Here is a 22,237-nt window from a genome sequence, read left to right on the forward strand (position 1 = left end):
CGCACCCGCCATGCCGCACCGGCCCCGCGTCCTCTGATCCTCCGGGAGGACGCGCCGCCGGCGCGAGCCGCCCACCCAACCAAAGCGCGGAGCAACGATCATGGCCAAGAAATCAGCCCACGGAGAGGCCTTCCTCACATACTTCCATGCGAAGCGGGGCGTCCTGATGTCCTGCCACGAGGACGGCGTCACGCTCTACCGCACGCCCTTCTCCAACGGATGGAAGCTGTTCGCCCGCAAGAAGGCGGATTGGACGATCGAGGACTGGAAAGCCGCCAAGCGCCGCTCCGCCGAACAGCAGCCATGGTGGGCCCGCGAAATCCGCACCCTGCCCTCCCGCGCCACGCTCCAACGCTGGTTGGAAGACAGCATGTGCGAAGCGACATGCGGCGCGGATGTCGAGCATGACGGCTACGGCCCCGGTGGTTCGCCGTCCTGGCTCCTTGCCCTTCACCTGATCTGAGGAGGCTACCATGATCTGCGTCATCGAGACCGATCGCGGGGCCGAAATCGCACGCGTCGAAGCCGCCACCCCCGCCCTGGCCCGCGCCGAGGCGGAACGGCGCATCGCCAGCCTGCACCGCGCCGCCGGGCGCATCCCGCCCCTCTTCGAGGCCGATCCGGCCTACCGGATACGGACGCTCCACTGAGCGCCACCCCGCCCCGCCGCATCCTCCTGCCATGCGGGAGGACACGCCGGTGGCGGCGCCTGCCTATCCCGAACGCCAGCCGGCTTCGACCGGCCCAGCCAGGAGATTCCCATGGGCTCGACCATCACCTGCCGCCGCCGCGCGGCTGCCGTTCCTTCCTCGAACGGCCCGGTGTACTTCCTCTTCGAGGAAACCTACGAATCCAATGTGCTGCCGCACCGGCCGCACTGGGGCTGCGCCCACATCGGCGACGCGGCTTCCTCGCTGAAGCGGATCTTCGCCTATGGAAGCTCCTGCGAAGGCGGCATGCTCCGGACCCGCTCCGGCACCATCACCCCGGAAGGCTACATCCAGTCCTGGCTCAAGGAGCTGGCCGAACCCTTCCTCATGGCCGGCTCCACCAGCCTGCGCCGCAGCACCGGCGAATACGACTGGCGCGGCATCGACCCCCAGAAGCTCGCCGGCCTTCGTCCGCTGCTCTCCGCCGAAGAAGCCGCAGCGTTCGAAGCCGGGGAGTACGTCCGCATGGATTGCGTCGCGGACGCCGAACGCCTCGCAGCCATCGTCGCCTCCGGAGTCACCGCCTGGCGGCTGATCGACGGCGGAAGCGTGCCCGGCGACTGGGCGATGCGCCATCCCGAGCTCGGCCATGCGCCCGCGCCCTCGAAGGCCTGCCCCCTCGATCAGCCCCAGGCCTACCGCCTGCCGGACGGCGACAACGTCCTGCTGCGCGACGAAAAGGGCATCTGGCGCTGCGCCGGATGGGACTACTCCGTCGTGGGCGGCTTCATCGAGCGCGCCTGGGAGACGGAACTGGCCATGCCCGGAACCTACCGGAAGCGCATCAAGGCTTATAGGGAGGCCATTACGGCCGCCCTTCCCCTGCCCGCCGGCACGATCGCCAAGGATCTCGTCGCGGCCGCCGAGATCGTGGTGACCGAAGAAACATCCCGATCCCTCGGCTGGCGGAAGCGCGACGAGATCGAATACCTGCTTCCCGAGCCGCCCAAGGGCGGCCAGCTCCCCCTCTTCGCCGCCTGATCGGCGACAGCGCCATGCCCGCCGCGCCTCCTGGATGGGAGAGCGGCGGAACGGCGCCTGCTCGGACGAATGCACAGGAGACCGACCATGGCCATCCAGACCCACCGCGAATTCTGCCCCGCCGATCGCTACCTCTACGACTTCGGCCTCTGCAGCTCCGGCAACGGCTTCGCCCAGATGGACACGAAGCAGGACGCGTCCTACTACGGCAACTGGTGCAACCCGACCCGCCGCGTCCTCTTCTCGTATGTCGAGGGCGACTGCACGACGCAGGTGGCCGACACCGACGAGGAATTCGCCCGGCTCGTCCGCGAGTCCGCCGAGTGGCACGACACCCACGGATACGGCCCGCTGCGCCTGGACCCCGGCTTCAACGCCGAGCTGAAGGCCGCCCTGATCCGCGTGGGACTCGAAGACCTGCTCCATTGACCGGCATGGCCGAGCGGCCCGAATGCTGCCCGGCTCCGCCATCCCGAAAACGCCGAGGATCCGATCCTCCGGCAGGCCTGAGCGGGGCAAACCCAACCACTGACCGCCCCGCCCCCGCCGCGTCCTCTGATCCTTCGGGAGGACGCGCCGGAGACGGTGCCCCATCCTCCAACGGGCAATGCCCACCGGGTTCACTGGCTTCGGCCGCGTCGTGAGCCGAACGGAAGCGGAAAAACCACCGCAGCCGTCATCCCATCCCAGACACCAACCGCCCGGCTCCCGCAAGGGGGCCGGGCTTTTTTCATGGAGAGAACATCATGGATCGCGCAGCCGCATTCTCTGGACAGGAGTTCGATTCCTTCGCCAGTGAAGGGGACAAGATCGAAGGCTATCGGGATGGGTTCAATCTCACCGCGCGCCTTGTCTTCGATGAAGACGCCGACCCACGGACGGATTGGGATGAGGCCGACGAGAAGTACATCGAATCGTGGCTCAACGACGAATGGCTCTTCGTCGGGGTCGTTCTGTCGGTGTCGTACAACGGCATCCTGCTCGACAAGCACGCGGCATCCATCTGGGGCTGCGACTGCAACTTCCCACGGAAGGACGGGACGAACCCGAACGACCATCTTACCGGATGGGCGGAAGAACTGGCGGATGAAGCCGTGAGGGCAGGCGAAGCCGCATTGGCGGAACTCCGCGAGAAGGTCGCATCCTAACCCAACCGCCCCGCCCCCGCCGCGTCCTCTGATCCTTCGGGAGGACGCGCCGGAGACGGCGCCTTCCACCAACGGGCCATGCCCACCGGGTTCACTGGCTTCGGCCGCGTCGTGAGCCGAACGGAAGCGACAGAGCACCTGCCGCAGCCGTCTTCCACCCCAGACACCAACCGCCCGGCTCCCGCGAAGGGGGCCGGGCTTTCTTCATGGAGGCCAACATGCTTCGTCAATTCAAAGTCGGCGACGACATCACCGTCATCTTCACTGGCGGCGTCGCCACAGGGAAGATCGCTTCCTTCGGATGGAACGATGGTCCGCTCGCTCAGCCAGTCGGGGCCTCATACCTCGATGTCGAGGACAGCAACGGGATCACGCGGATCTCCATCGCCCACATCGCCGCCGTCTGCTTCAAGAAGCAGTAATCGCACATGGCGGGCCTCGGCGTTTCGAGACCGCACCCGCCACCGCCCGGCAAACAAGCCGGAAGCAACCGAGGAACAGGGAGGGCATCATGGAACGCGTCATCATCCAGAGGATCGAGCGGCACGAGGGATTCGTTGCGGTCTACTTCCGCGACGGGTACGCCCTGACGCGGCGCACCGATTGCGAGGAATACGGGGAAGAGCCCGAGTGGGATTGGTTCGGGGACAACAGGCCGGATGATGGCGCAGAGGATCATTTCGGGGAACGGGTGCGACTTGCCGAGGATCTCATGCAGGCCGACGCCGAAGCCTGATTTCTTGGCGGGGCGGCCTTCGGGCCGGCCAAGGCGGGCGTCGAGCCCCCACCGCCACCGCCCGGATCATCCGGAGCAAGCATCGGAGAGCATCATGGCCACCACCCGCGCCTTCATCGCCCGCGACATCGAATGGGAGACCGACGGCGAGGCCGTGCGGCTTCCGAAGCGCGTCCGGGTCGGCTTCGACGACATCGCCCTCGGCGAATGCGACCTCTCCACCCTGGAAGGCCGCAAGGACGCCACGATGCGCATCCTCGGATGGATCTCCGATCGCTACGGATGGCTCGTCCGCGATTGCGACCTCACCCTCGCCTGATCAGGAGTCCGCCATGAAGACCTTCGACCTCACGCCCAACGAGCTGTCCGCCGCGTTCGCCCTCGTCGAGGCGTGCCTTGAAGAGATGGGCGGCAAGCGGCCCAGCGACCTCGAGCGCGACGAATTCACCTGGATCAGCGTCCGCACCCTCTGCGAGACCGGCCTCTGGACCTGGCCGCAGGCGAAGGGAACCCTCTCCAGCCTCGACAAGAAGGGCTTTGTCCAGATCGAGATGGACGGCGACCGCGAAGCCTCCTTCGTCACCACCGACGGATGGCGCTGGCTCGACACCGTGTGGGATTCGAGGCCGTAGAGACAGGAACACCGATCCGGCCCTCCCCAGCGGGCCGGCTAGCGCGCCGCGCCGCCCGGGCCCCAGACGGGCAGGTCGCCGGTTGAGACCAAGGCGCGCACCGCATCCCGGCCATCCCGCCGGCGATTCCAGACAGGAGAGCACCATGACCCTCGACGAACTCGCAGACATCTATTCCTCGCCCAGCGCCTCCAAACACGTCGACGGCCTCGTCGCCCATGCGCTGGCGGTCTCCAAGGCGCATGACGCCCTCGGTTCCGCCCTTCCCCTCTCCACGGCCCTCTCGCAGTGCCGGATGGGAGATCTCGCCGCGGCGACGGCGGAGCTGTCCTCGGCCAAGCGTTGCGCGGGCTACGGCGCGCTGCGGGAAATGATCGAAGAGGCCGGAGAAGCGCTTCGCCTCGAGATCGACCAGCGCAGCGCCCTGCGGATGGTCGGCGGGGATGTCTCCCGCTGGACCGAAGCCATGGAATGCGTGGCGGCCTGATCCCGAAGGTTCCGAAGCAGGAGGCGCATCATGATCCCATCCATCCTCGCGAACATCCTCGGCGCGCCGAAGCCACCGGCCCGCTCCCCGTTCGCCGTCGCCAAGAACCAGCTCGACATCCGCATCGACGCGGGATGGACGGGCAGGAAGTCGGCGGACGAGATCCGCGCCTGGGCGGAAGGCCATGCGAAGAAGTCGGCCGAAAGGGCCGGGCTCGACGAGGCGTCCAGGGCCGACCTCGTCGGCTACGCCGTGGTCCGCGCCATGGCGGATCTCGCCTGGGCCGTCTGACGGCTCAGGTCTCGGCGAGGAGGGCGTCCACCGCCTTCCTCCCGATGGCGGACAGCCGCCAGCGGCCGGGCGCGCCGCCGGGACGGATGACGCCGAGCTTGTAGCACTCGAACACCAGCCAGTCCGGGGCCTCGTCCAGCTCATCCGTTCCGGGCTCGGCGCCGATCAGCCAGAGCCGCTGATCCTTCGACAGGTCCATGCATCCCTCCTGGCGCCATGGTCTCCGATCCCGCGCGAGGATTCAAGCGGGCGGACCTCCGGCCCCAAGTTCACGAAGTCGCAACACCGGAGGAATCCATGCACGACGAGCACCCAACCATCCCCGCCACGCCGATCGCGGCCCTGCTCCCTCTCCTGGACGCCCTCGCCGATGGGCCGGACAGCCACGACCATGTGATCGCCGCCATCGGGGAAGCCCAGATCATGATCGGCGAACGGAACGCCATCACCGAAGAGGAAGCCATCGACATCTCCATCCGCCTCGGCTGCGACGCGAGGACGCGCCAGCCCATGCTCGAGGCCGAGGACATCCAGCGACTGGCCTTCCACGCCAACGCGAAGCCTGCCAACCAGCTCCGCATCATCGACGACCCGATCGGCCGCGGCCTGGCCTCGGACGACCAGCTCGCCGAGGAAGCCCTCGCCCAGATCCGGGCGGTCCTCGCCGCCTGATCGGAGCGGCATGGAACAGTCAGGGCGCTCGGGAAGCCATCCCGGGCGCCTTCGCACGTCGTGGAGGACGACGGATGGCGAATGGAGCTTCCCAAACGCCACCTGGGGATGCAGGATTGCGCCGCCGCAACCCCTACGAAGGTCCGTCATGGCGCGTCGTCCTTGGTATCGCCCCGCCCCCACCTACATCGCCCCCGAGGAACCATCGGAGAAGGAGCCGGAGGGATACGCCATCGTGGTGCCGGCCGCGCCTCCATCGGCCCCTCCCCTGGGCGCCCCGGCCAAGCGCGGCCGCAAGCCGAAGGCGGCTTCTCCTTCCGACGAGGCGAAGGTCCCGGCCAAGCGCGGACGCAAGCCGAAGGAGTCCATGCAGGAAGCGGCGGATACGCCGCCCGTCCTTCCCGTCGAGGAAGCCGGGGCGACGACGAAGCCTGTACGGAACCGCCGCAGCCGCATCGTCCAATACGACGGGCCGGACCCGATCGACATCCATATGGGCAACCGCATGAAGGAGCGCCGCGTCATGCTCGGCATCAGCCAGGCGACGATGGGCGGGCATCTGCGCATCACCTTCCAGCAGGTCCAGAAGCAGGAGAAGGGGCGCAACCGCATCTCGGCCTCCACCCTGTGGCGCATCGCCAAGGCCCTCGAGGTCCCCGTGAGCTACTTCTTCGACCAGATGGACGAAGGGACCTCCGCCGATGCCCCTTCCCGCCCCTCAAGCACGCTGGGCGCGGAACCCGACATCCGCGATCTCCGGTCCATCGGAATGCTGCTGCGCCTCCCCCAGGAAGTGAAGGGACCGATCGTCGCCCTCATCCGCGCGGCGGCCGAGGCCGCTGGCATCGACGAGGACGGGAGCGAGCAGGCGGCGGAATAGGAAGGGGGGCGCACCCCTTCCCCCAAAGGAACAAAACAGGAACCATTCCCCCGTCCGCGCTCTGTCCGAGGAGCGCGGAACCGAGGGAATGAGAATGCAGACACGCGCCATGTCGGCCATGGAGGCGGGAGCCAACACCGGGATCGGCTTCTGCCTGTCCTGGGCGCTTGCCGCCTTCGTCTATCCATTGTTCGGCGTGGAGGCCTCGCCCTCCCAGACGCTGGCCATCACCATCGCCTTCACCGCCCTGTCCGTCGTGCGCTCCTATGCGCTGCGGCGGGCCTTCGAGCTGCTGCGCCGCCGGTCATCCCGGCAGGAAGCGGCCGCGCCGGGCTGAACCCCATCCCAGGAGACCGGCATGCTGGAATGGCTCGCCGCAGAATTCGAACGCGCCCGGGAGCGGGTCCGTCCAAGCCATGACGAATGGATGGAGAGGAAGGGCATCGGCCCCGCCGCGCTGGCCATCGCCGGCGGCTACGGCGTCGCCCGCGCCATCCTCTCGCCGGACGGCTCATGGGAACCCGCCGAGGAAGGCGGGGATCCCGTCATCGTGCTTCCCGCATGGACGCCGGACGGAGAAGGCCCGAGGGTCCTCTACGATCTCGTCGCCTTCCAGCCCGCTGGACCCGATTACCCTTGCTGGCGCCGCCGCCTCGACGCCATCTGGCTCGGGGAGGACGAGCTGGCCCTGGCCGCCTACTGGCACTTCCCAATCACCCTGCGCTCCAGCGCCATGTCCTGGCTCCGCGCCGGGGCCAGCGGCTCCGTCATCCTCGACTGGGACCGCGCCATCGGCCGCCTGTTCGAATCCCCCGAGGTCGTCGGCGAGACGGAAGGCCTCGCCCTGCGGCTCCGCCAGGAGCTGACCCGCTCCCTGCTCGAGCGCATGCCGAGGATCGCGCTGCTCCCCGCGCCGCCCCGTCCCGCCATCGAGGACGAGGATGCCGCTCTAGTGTTCGCAGCATGAGCCCCGCGCTCGACCTGTTCGGAATGCCGGAGCCGGAGAAGAGGAAGGGAAAGGCGAAGCCGTCCCTCCCCTCCCCCATGCCGCGTCCATCCGAACCCTCCGCTCAGGCGAACGCCGGCCTCGACGAGCCTCCGGGCTGGAAGGGCGTCATCCCACGACGGCCCTCCTCCCCTCCCCTGCCGGTGCTGCTGGCCGCCGAGGACGGCGCATGGTCCGTGCAGGGCCCCGAAGGGGATTCCTTGCGGGTGCTCGTCGCCGATCCCTCCTCCATCCCCCATGGGCCGGCCGCATCGGCCGTGCGTGCCTGGCACGAGGACGGCATGGACTACCGCTTCCCCGAGCGGCTGGACGCCGAGCGCGTGCTGTGGAGGGTGATGCTCCCGCGGCTGGTCTTCATCTCCATCGCTCCGGGAGCAGGGCAGGGGACCGCCTGGCTGTCCTGGACGGGCAGCGCCGTCGTTCCGTCCGATGAAGCGGCCGCACTCGCCTGGGACCCCGTGGAAGGCGGCTGGCTGCTCCCGCCTCTGGAAGGGGGCGAGCAGCAGATCCGCTGGGCCGAGGCCCTGCGCAGGAACTACCTGCGGCGCTTCCCCGGTCATAAGCCGCCCATGAGCACGAGCGCCGGATGGTGGATACGCCACCGGCTCCGTCTCGGGGCCGACTGATTCAAAGACAAGCAACCGGCGTTTCCCGGCAGGAAGCGCATCGCCCTCCGGGCGGAAGGAGAGGACATGGCCGACACGAGAAGCCTGCTCGAAGCCGGATGGTCCGCCATCCAGGATCGCTTCCTCGCCACCCTGCGCACCGTCGCGGAAGGAGGAAGCCCCGGCGCATGGAGCAATGGGCTCCTGGCCATCACCGGCACCGACTGGATGAACGCCTCCACGGGCCGCCGCTACAGGGGGCCGTTCAATCGCGGAATGCTCCACTGCGCGATCGGCTCGACCCTCGACCGGCGGGTGGCCACCGCCTGCCAGCTCGGCCGCATGGGATTCCCCGACCCAGCCGCGCACGGCATCAAGGCCCATGCCATGATCCTCACGCCCATCAAGCTCTCTCCCAAGGACGAGGAGGAGCAGGGGGAGGACGAACGCGAGCGCGTGGTGTTCCGCCCCGCCGGGGTGTTCTCCATCGGCCTCCTGCGCGCCTGGGAAGCCGAGGACGGGACGAAGCCATGGGAGGCCCTGCCCTCCATCATCGAGCTGCCCCCGGCCGAATGGACCGCCCAGCACGAGGCGGGCGTCCTCTCCATCATCCCCGACCTCGCCCGGGGCGTCGGCGCGACGCTGGAAGTCGCCCTGGTGAAGTCCCCGCACGTCACCCTGCGGGATGGCCATCCCCTCATCCGCCTGCCGGATCCGGCGCAGCAGATCGGCGACGAGGCCGAGATGCTGGCGAACCGCCTCAGCAGCGCCATCCATGAATGCGCCCACGCCACCGGCTTCGGCTCCTGCCCCGCAACGGAAGGGACCAAGCGCGTCATGACCGGCGGCCACGGCTCCATCGACTACGCACGGGAGGAGCTGGTCGCCGAGATCACCGCCGCCCGGATGATGCAGATCCTCGGGCTGGAGGAATCCCCCGGCTTCCTGGCGAAGAAGTGCGCCTATGTCGGCGGCTGGGCCAAGCCGCTCCTCGCGGGCGGGCAGGAGGCGGGCAAGCTGCTCCGCTCGGTGCTCGAAGACAGCGAGAAGGTCGTATCCGTCCTCGTGGCCGCCCTGGAAGGGAACGCCTTCTTCTCCGCACGCCTCGCTCTGCTGGCCTCCAACGAGCAGGAGAACCGCATCCCCGACGCCGCCGAGCCGATGGCCAGCGAGATTCCCGACTGGCGGGACGCCGACGGCCTGGATGCGCTCACCCCGGCGCAGATGGATCGGGCCGCCGCCTCCTACGCCGCCAAGAAGGGGAAGGGGGCCGCCATCGCTTCCGGCAGCCTCGCCGACTTCATCCTCCGCTCCCAGCGCAAGCGCGCGAGGAAGGGCGGACGGGAGATGGAAGCCGCCGCATAGGGGAGGGCAGGGGACCGCCCCGCCTTCCCGCCCAGCCGGACATCCCGGCACGACACCCTTGCAGGAGAACCCCCATGGGCCTCGCCCTCGCCATGATGCGCGACGGAGAATGCATCGACCGGATGGAAGCCGGCGGCTACACCTACGTCCACAAGTTCCGCGCCATGCTCGTCCTGATGTTCGTCGCCCAGGCATGGCAGGTCCCCGAAGCGGACCACGACGGCATCCAATCCCTGCTGGAGTGGGTGAAGGGCCTCCAGCCGGATCCCGACGCGGTGGAATTGACCGAGGACGATCTGGCCAAGGCCCTGTGGTCCGCCGATCTCGGCATCCACTACGACGCCATTCCCGAAGACCTCGCCGCAGGCTGCGGCTTCGCGTTCGGCTCCCCTGCATGGAACGCCGCCCATGGGCTGCGCAAGCTCGTGGATCATTCGGACTGCGACGGCTCGCTCACCATCGGCGAGGCCATCGACGTCGCCGCCCTGTTCGACTTCCTCCGGGAGCCGGTCATCGAACCCCGCCCGGCCGATGCCGACCTCATCCGCAGGATGGGCGACTTCATGCGGCGCGCCGCCGACGGGAGATGGCCCATCGCCTTCGTCTGATGGGGAAGGGGAGGCATGATAGCCATGGCGGACCGGCCCCCAATGGGAGAGCCGGCCCGCCTCGGGCCATGGAATGCCAGGACGGGAGAACGACATGGCACGACTGCAGATCCTCTGGCGCCCGATCGCCGACCATCTCGGCGTTCCCATCGAGAGGATGGAAGGCGCCGAATGGGAAAGGCGGAGGCATCGCGAGGCCGTCGCCAGGCACCGGGCCCTGTTCCCCGGCGTCCATGAGGATGCCGCCCAGGATTTCGAGGACTGGCACGAGAGCGTCGCCCGTCTCCATGCCGCCGTGGCGACCGGCCTTCCCGTGTTCCTCCTCGACAGGACAGGGGGAAGCGATCCGTGCGCCATCACCGGGGCGGTCAATGCCGCCGTGGAGGACTTCGACCCGGAAGCGCCTTGCCTGCACCTCGGCACCTTCATCCGGGGAGAGACCCTGCTTCCCATCGCGTGCGACGACGAGATGCGCCGGGGATTCCCGGAAGGGCAGGGGACCCGCGCGCGGCCGGGGCAGGTGGTCTGGCCCGTGGATGCCGATGCCCGCCTTCCCGATGGCTACGCCGAACTGCGGTCGTTCCGGGACAGGGCAGGGCGCCGCGTCGCCTTCTGCGGCATCCCCGATCGGGAAGCGCCGGAATGCGTCGTGAGGAACGACATCGCCGCCATCGCCTCCGAGTGGGCGAGGGAAGGGGACGTGGATGCCCTCATCAAGCTGGTGCGCCCCGCCAAGGACTACGCCCCTATGCCGGTCCGCATCCCGCAGGGGGCGAGCCGCGAGGAAGCCGACCACGCCATCCTGCTGGCGATGGAGTGGGCCTACGAGCGGGCCGCTGGACTTCCCGACGCGCTGCTCCTGCAGGACCGCATCCCCATGAGGGACGAATACCGGGTGATCGTGGTCGATGGGCGCGCCGTCGCAGGGGCGGGATGCATCGAACGCTTCGCGCCGCCAAGCCGCATCGGCTCCGGACCCTTCGACCCTCAGGTGGAGGGAATACGGGGAAGCGGATGCATCCGAGGCGATCCCGCCCTAGTGGCGCGCTACGCCGCCTTCGCCGAGGAAGCCGCGGAGGACATCGCCAGGGAAGCGCCCCTCTGGGGCGGCTATACGCTGGACCTCGCCCAGGACGAAGAGGGGAGGGTGCTTGTCGTGGAGATGAACCCCCTCATGAACTTCGGCCTCTACGCCATGGATGCCGAGGCCGTGGTCCATGCGCTCATGGAAGCCGCCGAGCGGCGCGCCGGAATCCGATAGGCCCTGCGACTCCCTGATCGAATGTTCCCAGCTTCTCCCGCGACGGGGGGCGGAACGGCCGCTCTCCATGCACGGAGGGACACCATGCTCCATCTCGCCTACGCCTCGCTCGGCGATCACAGGGGACGCAAGCGTCTGTGGCTCGAAGGCCGCAAGCTGGAGGATGCCGGCTTCGCCCCGGCCATCCGCTACGACGCCTGCATCGACGAGGAAGCGAAGACCATCCGCCTGGTGAGGAAGGACGACGGCTCCCGCATCGTGTCCCGGAAGAGCAAGGGAGGGAAGGACATTCCCCTCATCGACCTCGCCAACGCCGTCCTCGATCGCGCCATGCGCAACATCGGCCGAGTGCGCGTCTCCTACGATGCCGGCACCATCGAGATCTCCGTCCATCCCTTCGATCGGATGGGCGCGGAACGCGCGGCGAAGCTCGACGAGATCCGCAGAACCAGAACCGTCCGCACCGGCGGCATCTGCACGGGGGCCGGCATCCTCGATGCGGCGGTCCATGAGGGACTGGCGGAGGCAGGGCTCGATCCGTCGGCGGCATTCGCCATAGAGATCGACGAACGCTACCAGGACGCCATGATGCGGAACAACCGCGCCATGGACGGAGCCTGCACGGTCCTCGGCAGCCTCGATGAAGCGGAACCGGAACTGCTGCCCGAGGCGTCCATCATCGTGGCTGGGATTCCCTGCACGGCGGCATCGCTGGCCGGGCGCGCCAAGAAGGGCGCAGGAATCCCGGAGAGGGATCCCGATGTCGGGCACCTCATCGTCCCGTTCCTGTCCATCGTGAAGCATGTCGCGCCGCTGGCCGTCATCCTCGAGAATGTCCTGCCCTACCGCACGACGGCCTCCTACCTCATGGCCTGCACGATGCTGGAGCGCTGGGGATACAGGCTCCACGAGACCGACCTGCACGGGCAGGACTTCGGCGCCCTTGAGCGCCGCTCCCGCATGTGCCTGCTCGCCGTCGATCCGGCGTTGCCCTCCGATCTGCTCGAAGGCATCCGGGAAAGCCATGCCTCGCTGGAAGAAGCACGCACCATGGGCGACGCCCTCGACCATTTCGCTCCGGATGATCCGGCGTGGCGTGACATCTCCTACCTCGCCCGCAAGGAGGAAAGGGATCTGGCGGACGGGCACGGCTTCCGTCGGCAGCTCGTTTCCCCGCAGGACGGCAGCGTGGGCGTCATCGGGCGCGGCTATTCGAAATGGCGCTCCACCGAGCCGATGATTCCGCATCCGACCAAGCCGGGCTTCGCCCGTCTGCTCACGCCAGCAGAACATGCCCGGTGCAAGGGAGTGGATCCGGCGCTCCTCGATGGAGCGGCCCCGACGACGGCGCATGAGATGCTGGGCCAGAGCGTCATCCCGGCAGCGTTCCGCGCCGTGGGCGCAGCGCTTGGAGGCGCGATCCTCAAGGGCAGGGCCGCACCTGTTCGCCAGGACGATCTGCCTCTCTTCGCAGGGCTCCGCAGCCACGCGGCCTGAAGGAGATCATGGGTACGGAAGCGATTTCCGGAACCGGGCGAATGGCCCCTTGATCCGATTTCGCGCACCTATGGGGAAATGCTTCGGATGGCACGGAGGGCAATCCACGGAGGATCGCCTTCCGTGCCATTTCACCATGCGTCCAGAAGCGGCCTTCAGCCTCGCGGCCTCATTGGCCCGATGATGGAGCGACGCCCGGCCCATCGGCCATGAAGGCCATGAAATACGAAGCCCAGTATCCCGGAGCGAAGTCGTATGTGGTCCGGAAGATCGCGCGCGCCTCGGCCTCGGGCTTGCCCCAGGTCCTCGCCTCCAAGGCCGTCACCGCCGGCTCGAATTCATCGAGGCAATGAAGGCCCTTCGCCACCCGGATCTGCGCGAGGAAGGCGATCGCCTCCTCATCGACCATGAAGTCGGCGTAGTCCCCGGCGAATGCCTGCGTCCGATGGACCATCCTCGATCCCGGCCCGACGCCGAGCCTTCCGGCATGGGTCAGCTCATGGGCCAGCATCGCGGCCATGGCGCAGTCGCTGCGCCCCTCATCGAGGCCGACGATGCCCCTGTTCGGCTCGAAGTAGCCGGCGAGAACCCCGTCATGGGGGAAGAAGGCAAAGCGAACCTTCGGCGCCTTTCGCTCGATGGACGGATCGATGCTCGCCAGGAGACCGAGCGCCGTTGAGAGCCGTGCGTTCTGCTCCGAAGACAGAGCGGGCGGATCCTTCAGAGAGAAGGGGGAGGCGTCTTCCTCATGGGCGTTGGCGATGGGGGCGAAGGCCAGCATGGTGAAGAGAAGGGAAGCGGTCGCCGTTGTGCGGATGGATGGCATGATGTCCTCGCCGTGCGCGTCATGGCGAAGATGGGTGCCCGCGTTGAAGCGGAGTCCCGGAAAAGGGCTGGGGGCGGCATAAGACGTGTCTTATGTCGGGCCGGCACCTCATCCGCATAAGACATGTCTTATGATCCGGTACCATTCGTCGCAACGGCATGGTATGAGAGGATCGCAATGCTCCATGGGAGAACCACGCGCATGACCGCATCCGTTCAGAAGAGGCTCCTCGTCGCCGGACCGAAGGGCGGCATCGGCAAGACCACTCTGGCCCGAAACATCGCGGTCGCCGCCGCGCTGGACGGCCTGGCCGTCGCCACGCTGGACCTCGATGCCCAGCGCAGCCTCACCAAGTGGTATGGCAAGAGGCCGGTCGATATGGCGCCGATCACCCACTACGAAGCCGGGATGGTGGTCCAGGACGTGCAGGATGCCATGGCCGGGATCTCGGGCTTCGATCTCGTCGTCATCGACACGCCGCCCTCCATCGAAGACCACCCCGAGGCCTTCCGCATCCTGGCGGCCGCCGTGGATCTCATCCTTGTGCCCACGGGCCAGAGCGACGACGACCTCGACAGCGTGCGCCCCTGGATGCGCTTCATCCGCAAGACCAGAACCGACGCAGCCTTCATCCTCAACCGGGTCAATCCCAGGACCCGCAGCTTCACCGAGGCGAAGTCCATCCTCGTGTCGGACGGGCGCGTGTGCCCCATCGAGATCCCGACCTACGACGACGTGGCCACCACCAGCTCGCAGGGCATCGGCATCCTCGAGCTCAAGGGCGGGAAGGGGAGGGAATACGTCTCGGGCGTCTGGAACTTCACCCGGGCGGAACTTGGCATCGGAGGCCCGGCATGACCGGCAGCGGCTTCAAGCAGGTCAGTCGGGCGCAGGCCCAGCGGCACACCTCGGTCGACGAGCGCATCGCCCGGGCCGAGTCCACCGTCATCCCCCGCGAAACCGAAGAGGAATACGCCGAGGACATCGAGCGGCTATGGCGTGACGCGGAATCCCGCTTCCTCGCCATCGGGCGGACGCTTCTGCTGGCCAGGAAGTCGCTCAAGATGCAGGACGACACCTTCAAGGGCTTCGTGAATTCCCGCCTGCCCTTCGGCTACCAGACCGCCTACCAGCTCTGCAAGGTCGCCGCCGCAATCGACGGCAATGTGCTGACGCTGGAAGAGGTGCCGACCTCCTACGCAACGACCTACCTGTTCGCCACCATGAAGCCCGAGGAACTTGCCGAGGCGCGAAGCATGGCGCCGCCGCTGCTCCGGCCGAACGTGTCCCGCAAGGAAGTGGCCGAGTTCAAGCGCGCGAAGGCCAAGGAGCGGCTGCTGGCCGAACCCGAGGCCGAAGGCACCCTGAAGCGGCGCGAGCGCCTGGTGCGCACCATCGACGGGCTGCGCCGGCAGCGGAAGCAGATCGACGACCGGATCGCCGAGGCCGAAGCCCAGCTCGAAGCGCTGGGCGGCCGCTGAGGCAGCGCCCACCTTCCCGGCATCGGCACAGGAGGATGCCATGGCCTATCCCTGCACCCTCGAAGACATCGATCGCTCCGGGTTCTATCTCGTCCGGTCCCTCGATCCCGACGCGGGCGATGCCGTCACCGTGATGCAGCGGGACAGGGATGGCGACTGGTGGGCCATCGGTACCGGCGATTATGGCCCCGGGCACCAGTGGCAGGGCGAAGTCCTCGCGAAGATCTCCATCCCTCGCGGCATGGATGCCCTCGCTCCCGGAAACATGGACTGATCCCGGAGAGGTTCAGCGAAGGCCGTTGGCCAGCCAGATCCTCTCGGAGTACGTTCCGGTCCCCTCGTAGAGCACGCCGCAGCGCCCGAGATCGTGGAGGGCGACCTGGGCCATCCGGGTCTTCAGTCCCCGGCACCGTTCGAACGACGATGTATCGTGCGCCGGCTGCTCGATCAGCATCCGCAGAACCTCCAGCGACTTCCCGGCACGCCGGGCGCGCCCGTGGCGCATGCGGCGCTCCCAAGCGACCAGCAACCTCTCCAGTTCATCCAGGCGGGCGCGCTCGGCATCGAAGCCATCGGCGAGGATGCGGCAGAGCCGCCGCACGAAGGCGTCGTGCCCGACGGTACCGGCCTCCTGCCAATCACGGCGACCGAAACGCTGGACGGCTCCCGAGATCCACGGGCCGGGATGCCGCAGGCCGCAGGCCCGGGCGATGATCCACGGCACGATCATCCGGATGAAGGCCATGGCCGGACAGATCCCCGCATGCCCCTCGGCCACGGCCGCGCGAAGCGCATCGGCCTGGCGCTGCCGTTCCTCCTGCAGGCGCATCGACTTCTTCGGACAGCCGCGGGCCTTCGCACGGCGCGCGTCCTTCGATGGCTTGTCCAGGGCCGGCAGTTCCGGCGCCTCGATCTCCGGCCACAGGTCCGGGCGAAGCAGGCCATGCAGGGCCGATGCCACGCCGATCAGTCCGGGCCGCTGCAGGGCCGCGTCGATGATGGTTCCCGCCTCCATGATGCGAACCTCGTCCTCGGCATCCGCCGGGCCGTTGAGACGCCGCCAGGCGAGCATGAGCCAATCATGCGACAAGGGACTGGGGAGCGGAGGCGAAGAGGGAGAGCGTGAAGCCGGTTCGGCCATCGCTCCGGCCAGAGCGGCATGGCCGCCTGCGATCTCCGCCCGCGCGGCGCGGATGGCTTCCTCGGCCGACAGGATGGAGGATGGCGCACGCTCCTCCTCCACCTCATCATCGGGGTAGAGCGGTTCGGCATCCTCTTCATCGTCCCCATCGCCGCGCCCGGCGTAGATGCCCTCGTCATCGGGATCGGGCATGCCGAGGAAGCCGGCGATCGGCGGCTTCAGCCTCTTGTCCCGCTTCTCCTTGGGAGGCTCGACCGGCAGCGGCGAACGACCGCACAGGCAATCGCAGGCGGCGATGATGGACAATGCGCGCTCGACGGAAGGATCGAGTCCGCTCCAGCGGCGGACCCGGCCCATGGCGATGTCCTCGATGGTCACCAGCCGCCCATCCAGCAGCATGCTGGCCATCGCCTCGCGCCGGATGGCATCGGCCAGCCAGAGGCTGTGCACCGCCGGGTCGGAAAGCCTCTCGGCCAAGCGGCCCAGGGAGAGGTGCGCGTCAATGAGATCGGGAAAGGCTTCCATGACGTTCCAACCCGCATGAATCCAGGCGAGCGCAATCATCGCACAAAACATGCGCAGGGTACACCCCAGTACGTGCAATTGCCCTGGGAGGCCTCATGGGCTTGGCGGATCATTCCGTCTGATAACTCCGATTAGAGGACGGAATGAAATTGACCTTGATTCCGATCGTGGGCACTATGAGGCACCTGAATCGGTGATTCGCGGCGCTCATCACCCGCCAACAGGTCCAGCAGTCGCCTTGCGCGGCGGCGGATGCAGATTTCGGATGGTCCCATGACGACCGACACGACGACCAAGACCGCCCGCGCCCGCGCCGATGAGCTGGCCGCGGTCCTTCGCATCAGCCCTCCCGAAACCGGCGTCGGCGACGACGACCTGCTCGCCTGGATCGACTGGTGGTCCGAGCCGGCGGAAGCGGCCCGGGGGCTTTCCGAGGGCGCCATCGAACACCTGGCCAGCGGTGGGTGGTGGCCGCCCGCCACGGCCCGTCATGTGAAGGAGGTTCCGCCCGACATCGTGCGCCGCACCCTGCGCCCCAACTTCCCCGCCGTCGTCTCCCATTCACCCCTCGACACCGAGCTGTTCGGCACGCTCAACCTTCCCTCCGTGATCGCCGACGACACGGCCATCGTCCGGATCGCCGAGAGAGCGAACCGGCTGGCCAGGAAGTCGAAGGCCGACAACACGATCCGCTCCTACCGCTCGGCATGGAAGCAGTTCGCCCTGTGGTGCGATCGCTTCGGCTTCGAACCCCTGTGCGGGGATCCAGCCGTGATCGCCTTGCACCTCGCCGACGCCTCCGAGCGCTTGGCCCCAGCCTCCGTCCGCCTCCGCCTCGCGGCCATCGTCGCGGCCCACCGGCTCGTCGGGCTGCAGCTGGATTCCAAGCACCAGGCCATCGCGTCCGTCCTGGGCGGCGCCATCCGGGAAAAGGGTTCGGCTCCGACGCGCCAAGCCAAGCCCGTGCGTGCGCGCGTCCTCGAAAGGCTGGTCGCGGCCTGTCCCGATACGGCGGTCGGCATCCGAGACCGGGCGATGCTCCTCGTGGGCTTCGGCGCGGCGACTCGAAGAAGCGAGCTTGTGGAGCTTCGCATCAACGATGTCCGCATCGAGGAGCGCGGTGTCCTTGTCTCCATTAGGCGCTCCAAGACCGACCAGGAGGGCGAAGGCGTCGTGGTGGCCATCCATGGCGCGGAAGACCCGAACACCGACGTGCGGGCCGCGCTCGCGGCGTGGATGGACCATCGCGGGCGGAGTTCGCATGCGCGGCGTGACGTTCCCCTCACCGACGACGAGCGCAGGGGCGATGCCCACCTGTTCTGCGCGCTCTCCAAGACCGGACGCCCTCTGGGGCGCAAGCTCTCCGACGTCGCGGTGGTCCGGATGATCAAGGAGGCCGCTCTTCGCGCCGGCATCGACCCCGATGGGTATTCCGGGCATTCCTTGCGCTCCGGCCTCGCCACCAGCGCCTCGGCCAATGGCGCCAGCCTCGCCGAGATCATGGACCAAGGCCGCTGGCGTTCGGTCGATATGGCCAAGCGCTATGTGCGCGATGAGGAAGTGTGGAAGAATGGCGCTTCGATGACCATGGCGAGGCGCAGCAGCGCCGGGACGAAGGACGGGCATGACTGAAAAGACACCTTACCCGCCGAAGCTGAATGAAAGGGACATCGCGCTTCACAAGGCCATCCGCATGTCGAGCGCCGAGAAGGTGTTCGCCCTTCGGGCCATACGCGCAACCGCAGCCTACCAGCAGAGGGAGAAGCGGATGCTGCGGATCCATTCGCGCATCGTCGCCGGCCTCGACAGGTTCGTCCGGTTCTGCAGCGACATGAGCTTCCGCAACGGCTCGGACATCATTCTGGCCGGAGCGTGGCGATCGGCCATCTACGATGCAGACCACGTCGAAAGATGCTCGGTGAGGGCTTTCCCGAGCGGGGAGCGGCAGAAGCGGCTCGAGCTCGCCATCGCAGCGCTCGGGGATGTGTTCGGGACCAAGACGCGCATGATCACCGTGCTGTCCACACCCAAACCCGGAATGCTGGAGGATTCCTCCGCGTCCATCATGTGGTTCAGCGACGACATCGCCCGGGTCGAAATCCGCGATCGAGCTGAAGCATCGAAGCTGTTGCTCGAGCAGGCATGGAACGACGCCGGCATGGTCGGGGAGCGCTTGGACGAGATCTGGGCCGCTTTGCAGGCCGGCGAGGATCCGCCGTTCAAGGATTATGGTCTCGCATGAACAAGCCCATCAGCATGAAATGGCTCATCGGAGAGCGGCGGATCGTCGAGGGCATCGAGGTCCTCTGGCCGGCCGAGGGCCTGATCGCCACCCTGATCGGCGGCGTGAAGGGCGGCAGGGTCCTCGTGATCGAGGCGCCGGACGGATTCGGCTGCGAGGTCGAGGTCATCGACGCGCCGGGCGACCCGCTCGACGGCGCTATTCTCCGCGCGACCGCGCCGATGGAGATCCAAGAGGCGCTAGCCAAGGCCACCGAGCACCTGCGCTGGAAGCGCCCGCTCCCCGGCACCGACCTCGCCCGCCAGCTCCTGCGATCGCCGGAACAAGAGAAGGCCTGGCGGCTCGCCCAGCTCGACTACTTCGAACTGTGCCGCAAGCACGGCACGCCGCCGCCGATCGCCATCATCGACGCCCATCGGAAGAAGTGGCCGCGCGAGATCGTCGGGGCTTCGCCGCCGGCGCAGGGAAGTGTCTTCCCATAGCCCCATGTCCATGCCGATCCTGCCATCGTGGCTCGGCGGCAGGCTTCCCAAGGAAGAGCCCGCCGCCTCGGAAGGATCGACCATGGACAGCATCTACGCCATCGGCGACATCCACGGATGCTCCGACCTGCTCCGGGATCGCCTGGACGCCATCCGCGCCCACGCCGCTGGGCATGGCATCGTCCGCCCGCGCCTGGTGCTGCTCGGCGACTACGGCGACCGCGGGCCGGACACCAAGGGCGTGCTGGACATCCTCACGGGGCCGGAGGCTTCCGGCTTCGATCTCGTCCCCCTGCTGGGCAACCACGATGCCGCACTGACTGCCATCCTGCGTGGCGGAGAACCGTCAGCGGAATGGCTTCACGAAGAGGGCGGCCGCGCGACGATGGACAGCTACGGCCCATGCCTGCGATCGAGGAACCTGCGGATCGCCGCGAAGAAGTTCCGGGCTGCCGTCCCTGCGGCGCACAAGTCCTTCCTGGCGGACCTGCTGCTGTCCTGGCGGTGGGGCCGTTGGTTCTTCAGCCATGCCGGCATCGACCCCCGCAGGGCGCTGGACGAGCAGTCCTACGACGCCCTGGTGTACGGACATCGGGAATGGCTTCCCTGCATGCGGACCTCAGCTGAGCCGACGCTGATCGAACGGTTCGGCACCGTGGTCGTGCACGGCCACTGGACGGAGCCGGATCGGCGTCCAGCCGTCCATGGGCATCGCGTCGGCCTCGACACCGGGGCAGGCCTCGCCTACGGACGGCTCACCGCCGCCGCGTTCCATGAGGACCGGGCGGAGGTCCTGTCCTAACGAAAGTGCATGCCTTGTACGCCAAGGCCGCACGAACGGCGAACATCCCCCTTGCCCGTCCCGCCGATCCCGGCGATCCTCGCATCAACGAACACGGGAGCACCTTGCCGATGACACCCTACGCGGAGGCCCTGCACTGGATAAAGGCGAAGCCCGGGACGGGAAGCGCCGAGACGCTGGCCAAGCTCGTCCTGAGCATCTGGAACAGCGACTGCGCCTTCTCCTTCCGCGAGTGCATCGCGAATCTGGATCCCGAGCGCACCGCGCTGGCGGTCCGGGTGGCCGCGCACTTCGCCGAGGTCGGCGAGGATGACGAGCTGGTCGAGATCGGCCATGCGGTCTGTGCCCTGTATCCCCGGCTCTGGGATCTCGGCGAGGCCGCCGACGAGGCGAAGACGGCGCTGCGGCGCCGCTGGATGCAGGAGGCATAGGATGTCGGAAGGAAGCAGCAGGATCGACGCAGCGGCCGACGCCACCGATCGGATCTTCGAGCATGTCGGCGCGGCCATGCGACGCCTCGCCCAGCAATTCGAAGGCCGCGTCATCAACGGGGCCGGAGTGGCCAGCGACCCGTCGCAGGCGCGCATCGCCGTCGCCGACGCCATCGCGGATCTGCGCAAGGCCCAGGACATCTTCGCCGCGACCGACTGGCCGGTTCCGGCCGACTACGATTGAGGGCGGCCGCGCGATGACCCCGCCGCCCGGAAAGAAGCAGCGGACCGCCAATCGACGCGCGGCCGAGGAGATCCACCGGCGGATGGACTTCCTGCTGCGGAAGGGCATGACCGCCGAGGAAGCCGTCAGGAAGCTGGTGCAGTACCTGCCCGTGCTCCAGGAGATCCACCGGACCGCAGAGGACACCGATCTGCGCGATCTGCTCGTCCGGTTCCCCCGCTTCAACGCCTACGCCGCGACCATGCAGATCCTCGCGCAGGGCGAGCGCGGGAAGCTCGCGGTAGCGGTGCCCGACATCCCCGGACTGCCCGACGAATTAGGACGGCGCCTGAAGGACCTCATCGTCACCGGTCAGGCCCTCGAGACCGGCATCGCCACGGCCCTGGAAGACTGCGGACACCCGCAGTTCCCCAACCGCATTGACGGCCTCCTCCAGTTCCTCATGCCCTGGAAGGAGGACGGCGCCGCCTTCACCGAGGATCTGGAAGCCGCGGACCTGGACAGGGCAATCAAGACCGCAGCTTGCACGGCCCTCGGCCCCATCGCCCAGCGGGTCCATGAACTCTGGGCGGAGGCCGAAGCTCCCTACCGCAACAGCACCCGCCGGACAAGGACCGCCATGAGCAAAGCCAGGCTCCACGCCGCCACCCGTGCCCTCGCAGGCCGCTTCCACACCGCCTGCCGAATCCTCGTTGCGGCCGGGACGACGGAATACTGGCCGGACGACGGGAGCGGGGACTGGCGCTTCCTGGCCCGCGCGGTCCGGCCCGACGCGCCGACGCCGCCCGGCTTCGTCGAGATCTGGCCGCGCCTCGCGCTTCCGGAAGGGCTTCCCAAGCAGGTCCATATCAACATCTCGGCCATGTTCTATCGGGGTCCGGATGGAACGCTCTGGACACCGGAATGGATAGGCCGCCAACCGGCCATCGAGCAGGACGGCGTCGTCTTCGCCCTGCTGATCGGCACGCCGGAGAACGAGGACTACGCCGGCACCCTCCGCGTCGACGTCAATGCGCCCCGCTGCACGGAGATCCTGGCCGACACGGGAGACCTGCCGAAGATCGCCTGGGATCGATCCGTGAAGGAGTCCCGGCTCCTCACTGCGGCGGAATCCCTCGAACCCTGGCTACTGCCGTCGGCCGACGAGATCCTTGCCCGGCTCGCCGGGGCGAGCTGAGCTCCGG

Annotated in this window: 33 protein-coding genes; 30 read left to right on the forward strand and 3 right to left on the reverse strand. The window is 68.1% G+C overall.

Annotated features, from left to right (window positions below; genetic code table 11):
- Window positions 1-100: 100 nt before the first annotated feature.
- The 11 genes from WV31_RS11020 (at window position 101) to WV31_RS11065 (ending at window position 4,985) form a co-directional block, all read left to right on the forward strand.
- Window positions 101-463 (forward strand): hypothetical protein, encoded by a 363-nt coding sequence (locus tag WV31_RS11020; protein ID WP_085373622.1) that lies wholly within the window; start codon window positions 101-103, stop codon window positions 461-463.
- Between the two features lie 10 nt (window positions 464-473).
- The gene (locus WV31_RS22115) at window positions 474-650 is read left to right on the forward strand and encodes a hypothetical protein (protein ID WP_156428893.1); all 177 of its coding nucleotides are present in this window, start codon (window positions 474-476) and stop codon (window positions 648-650) included.
- Window positions 651-761: 111 nt separating this feature from the next.
- Complete coding sequence (locus tag WV31_RS11025; RefSeq protein WP_085373623.1) at window positions 762-1,691, forward strand: hypothetical protein; 930 nt, start codon at window positions 762-764, stop codon at window positions 1,689-1,691.
- A gap of 87 nt (window positions 1,692-1,778) precedes the next feature.
- Entirely contained in the window at window positions 1,779-2,120 is a 342-nt protein-coding gene (locus tag WV31_RS11030) for a hypothetical protein (RefSeq protein ID WP_085373624.1), read from the forward strand.
- A gap of 317 nt (window positions 2,121-2,437) precedes the next feature.
- A complete protein-coding gene (locus tag WV31_RS11035; RefSeq protein WP_085373625.1) occupies window positions 2,438-2,839 on the forward strand; it encodes a hypothetical protein in 402 nt (133 codons plus the stop codon).
- 218 nt (window positions 2,840-3,057) lie between these two features.
- Window positions 3,058-3,261, forward strand: a complete 204-nt coding sequence (locus tag WV31_RS11040) for a hypothetical protein (RefSeq protein ID WP_145980840.1) — start codon at window positions 3,058-3,060, stop codon at window positions 3,259-3,261.
- Between the two features lie 89 nt (window positions 3,262-3,350).
- Window positions 3,351-3,575 (forward strand): hypothetical protein, encoded by a 225-nt coding sequence (locus WV31_RS11045; RefSeq protein WP_085373627.1) that lies wholly within the window; start codon window positions 3,351-3,353, stop codon window positions 3,573-3,575.
- Window positions 3,576-3,669: 94 nt separating this feature from the next.
- The gene (locus WV31_RS11050) at window positions 3,670-3,894 is read left to right on the forward strand and encodes a hypothetical protein (protein WP_085373628.1); all 225 of its coding nucleotides are present in this window, start codon (window positions 3,670-3,672) and stop codon (window positions 3,892-3,894) included.
- A 13-nt stretch (window positions 3,895-3,907) separates the two neighbouring features.
- A complete protein-coding gene (locus WV31_RS11055; protein WP_085373629.1) occupies window positions 3,908-4,207 on the forward strand; it encodes a hypothetical protein in 300 nt (99 codons plus the stop codon).
- A 145-nt stretch (window positions 4,208-4,352) separates the two neighbouring features.
- Window positions 4,353-4,694, forward strand: a complete 342-nt coding sequence (locus tag WV31_RS11060; protein WP_068438339.1) for a hypothetical protein — start codon at window positions 4,353-4,355, stop codon at window positions 4,692-4,694.
- Window positions 4,695-4,724: 30 nt separating this feature from the next.
- A complete protein-coding gene (locus tag WV31_RS11065) occupies window positions 4,725-4,985 on the forward strand; it encodes a hypothetical protein (RefSeq protein WP_085373630.1) in 261 nt (86 codons plus the stop codon).
- Between the two features lie 4 nt (window positions 4,986-4,989).
- Here WV31_RS11065 and WV31_RS11070 read toward each other — a convergent pair whose 3' ends face one another.
- Window positions 4,990-5,184, reverse strand: coding sequence for a hypothetical protein (locus WV31_RS11070; RefSeq protein ID WP_068438332.1), 195 nt, complete (start codon window positions 5,182-5,184; stop codon window positions 4,990-4,992).
- Between the two features lie 98 nt (window positions 5,185-5,282).
- Between WV31_RS11070 and WV31_RS11075 the strand changes: the two genes are divergently transcribed.
- The 9 genes from WV31_RS11075 to WV31_RS11115 all read left to right on the forward strand — a co-directional run bounded on the left by WV31_RS11075 (window position 5,283) and on the right by WV31_RS11115 (window position 12,879).
- Window positions 5,283-5,657 carry a hypothetical protein gene (locus tag WV31_RS11075; RefSeq protein ID WP_085373631.1) on the forward strand — a complete coding sequence of 125 codons (375 nt, stop codon included), beginning with the start codon at window positions 5,283-5,285 and terminating at the stop codon, window positions 5,655-5,657.
- A gap of 148 nt (window positions 5,658-5,805) precedes the next feature.
- Window positions 5,806-6,537 (forward strand): helix-turn-helix domain-containing protein, encoded by a 732-nt coding sequence (locus WV31_RS11080; RefSeq protein WP_206072538.1) that lies wholly within the window; start codon window positions 5,806-5,808, stop codon window positions 6,535-6,537.
- A gap of 94 nt (window positions 6,538-6,631) precedes the next feature.
- Window positions 6,632-6,874, forward strand: coding sequence for a DUF7220 family protein (locus WV31_RS11085; protein ID WP_085373632.1), 243 nt, complete (start codon window positions 6,632-6,634; stop codon window positions 6,872-6,874).
- Between the two features lie 21 nt (window positions 6,875-6,895).
- Window positions 6,896-7,504, forward strand: a complete 609-nt coding sequence (locus tag WV31_RS11090) for a hypothetical protein (RefSeq protein ID WP_085373633.1) — start codon at window positions 6,896-6,898, stop codon at window positions 7,502-7,504.
- A complete protein-coding gene (locus tag WV31_RS11095; RefSeq protein WP_085373634.1) occupies window positions 7,501-8,169 on the forward strand; it encodes a hypothetical protein in 669 nt (222 codons plus the stop codon). Before WV31_RS11090 ends, WV31_RS11095 begins: the two co-directional genes overlap by 4 nt.
- Window positions 8,170-8,235: 66 nt before the next feature.
- Window positions 8,236-9,513 (forward strand): zincin-like metallopeptidase domain-containing protein, encoded by a 1,278-nt coding sequence (locus WV31_RS11100; protein WP_085373635.1) that lies wholly within the window; start codon window positions 8,236-8,238, stop codon window positions 9,511-9,513.
- 74 nt (window positions 9,514-9,587) lie between these two features.
- The gene (locus WV31_RS11105; protein ID WP_068438313.1) at window positions 9,588-10,121 is read left to right on the forward strand and encodes a hypothetical protein; all 534 of its coding nucleotides are present in this window, start codon (window positions 9,588-9,590) and stop codon (window positions 10,119-10,121) included.
- 94 nt (window positions 10,122-10,215) lie between these two features.
- The gene (locus WV31_RS11110) at window positions 10,216-11,382 is read left to right on the forward strand and encodes an ATP-grasp domain-containing protein (RefSeq protein ID WP_085373636.1); all 1,167 of its coding nucleotides are present in this window, start codon (window positions 10,216-10,218) and stop codon (window positions 11,380-11,382) included.
- A gap of 84 nt (window positions 11,383-11,466) precedes the next feature.
- Window positions 11,467-12,879, forward strand: a complete 1,413-nt coding sequence (locus WV31_RS11115; RefSeq protein ID WP_168185921.1) for a DNA cytosine methyltransferase — start codon at window positions 11,467-11,469, stop codon at window positions 12,877-12,879.
- A 169-nt stretch (window positions 12,880-13,048) separates the two neighbouring features.
- Here WV31_RS11115 and WV31_RS11120 read toward each other — a convergent pair whose 3' ends face one another.
- Complete coding sequence (locus WV31_RS11120; RefSeq protein ID WP_085373638.1) at window positions 13,049-13,705, reverse strand: hypothetical protein; 657 nt, start codon at window positions 13,703-13,705, stop codon at window positions 13,049-13,051.
- Window positions 13,706-13,906: 201 nt separating this feature from the next.
- On the opposite strand from WV31_RS11120, the gene WV31_RS11125 reads away from it, so the two are divergent.
- Genes WV31_RS11125 through WV31_RS11135 form a run of 3 tightly spaced genes read left to right on the forward strand, consistent with a single transcriptional unit; the run spans window position 13,907 to window position 15,460 of the window.
- On the forward strand, window positions 13,907-14,563 hold the full coding sequence (locus tag WV31_RS11125) for a ParA family protein (protein ID WP_085373639.1): 657 nt from the start codon (window positions 13,907-13,909) through the stop codon (window positions 14,561-14,563).
- Complete coding sequence (locus tag WV31_RS11130; protein WP_085373640.1) at window positions 14,560-15,186, forward strand: hypothetical protein; 627 nt, start codon at window positions 14,560-14,562, stop codon at window positions 15,184-15,186. The genes WV31_RS11125 and WV31_RS11130 overlap by 4 nt, the downstream gene beginning before the upstream one ends.
- Window positions 15,187-15,226: 40 nt before the next feature.
- Window positions 15,227-15,460 carry a hypothetical protein gene (locus WV31_RS11135; protein ID WP_085373641.1) on the forward strand — a complete coding sequence of 78 codons (234 nt, stop codon included), beginning with the start codon at window positions 15,227-15,229 and terminating at the stop codon, window positions 15,458-15,460.
- Between the two features lie 12 nt (window positions 15,461-15,472).
- Here the strand turns inward: WV31_RS11135 and WV31_RS11140 are convergent, their stop codons facing one another.
- The gene (locus WV31_RS11140) at window positions 15,473-16,852 is read right to left on the reverse strand and encodes a hypothetical protein (protein ID WP_085373642.1); all 1,380 of its coding nucleotides are present in this window, start codon (window positions 16,850-16,852) and stop codon (window positions 15,473-15,475) included.
- Window positions 16,853-17,125: 273 nt separating this feature from the next.
- Between WV31_RS11140 and WV31_RS11145 the strand changes: the two genes are divergently transcribed.
- The 7 genes from WV31_RS11145 to WV31_RS11175 are packed head-to-tail and all read left to right on the forward strand — an operon-like array spanning window position 17,126 to window position 22,230.
- Window positions 17,126-18,484: a site-specific integrase gene (locus WV31_RS11145; RefSeq protein WP_168185922.1), complete on the forward strand. Its 1,359-nt coding sequence runs from the start codon at window positions 17,126-17,128 to the stop codon at window positions 18,482-18,484.
- Window positions 18,477-19,094, forward strand: a complete 618-nt coding sequence (locus tag WV31_RS11150) for a hypothetical protein (protein WP_085373644.1) — start codon at window positions 18,477-18,479, stop codon at window positions 19,092-19,094. The genes WV31_RS11145 and WV31_RS11150 overlap by 8 nt, the downstream gene beginning before the upstream one ends.
- Window positions 19,091-19,576, forward strand: coding sequence for a hypothetical protein (locus tag WV31_RS11155; protein WP_085373645.1), 486 nt, complete (start codon window positions 19,091-19,093; stop codon window positions 19,574-19,576). Before WV31_RS11150 ends, WV31_RS11155 begins: the two co-directional genes overlap by 4 nt.
- Window positions 19,577-19,580: 4 nt before the next feature.
- Window positions 19,581-20,378: a metallophosphoesterase gene (locus tag WV31_RS11160; protein WP_085373646.1), complete on the forward strand. Its 798-nt coding sequence runs from the start codon at window positions 19,581-19,583 to the stop codon at window positions 20,376-20,378.
- Window positions 20,379-20,392: 14 nt separating this feature from the next.
- Complete coding sequence (locus tag WV31_RS11165; protein ID WP_145980841.1) at window positions 20,393-20,809, forward strand: hypothetical protein; 417 nt, start codon at window positions 20,393-20,395, stop codon at window positions 20,807-20,809.
- 1 nt (window position 20,810) lies between these two features.
- Window positions 20,811-21,053: a hypothetical protein gene (locus WV31_RS11170; RefSeq protein ID WP_085373648.1), complete on the forward strand. Its 243-nt coding sequence runs from the start codon at window positions 20,811-20,813 to the stop codon at window positions 21,051-21,053.
- Window positions 21,054-21,066: 13 nt separating this feature from the next.
- Window positions 21,067-22,230 (forward strand): hypothetical protein, encoded by a 1,164-nt coding sequence (locus WV31_RS11175; RefSeq protein ID WP_085373649.1) that lies wholly within the window; start codon window positions 21,067-21,069, stop codon window positions 22,228-22,230.
- Window positions 22,231-22,237 lie beyond the last annotated feature (7 nt).

This window comes from Magnetospirillum sp. ME-1 (assembly GCF_002105535.1).
Lineage (GTDB): Bacteria > Pseudomonadota > Alphaproteobacteria > Rhodospirillales > Magnetospirillaceae > Phaeospirillum.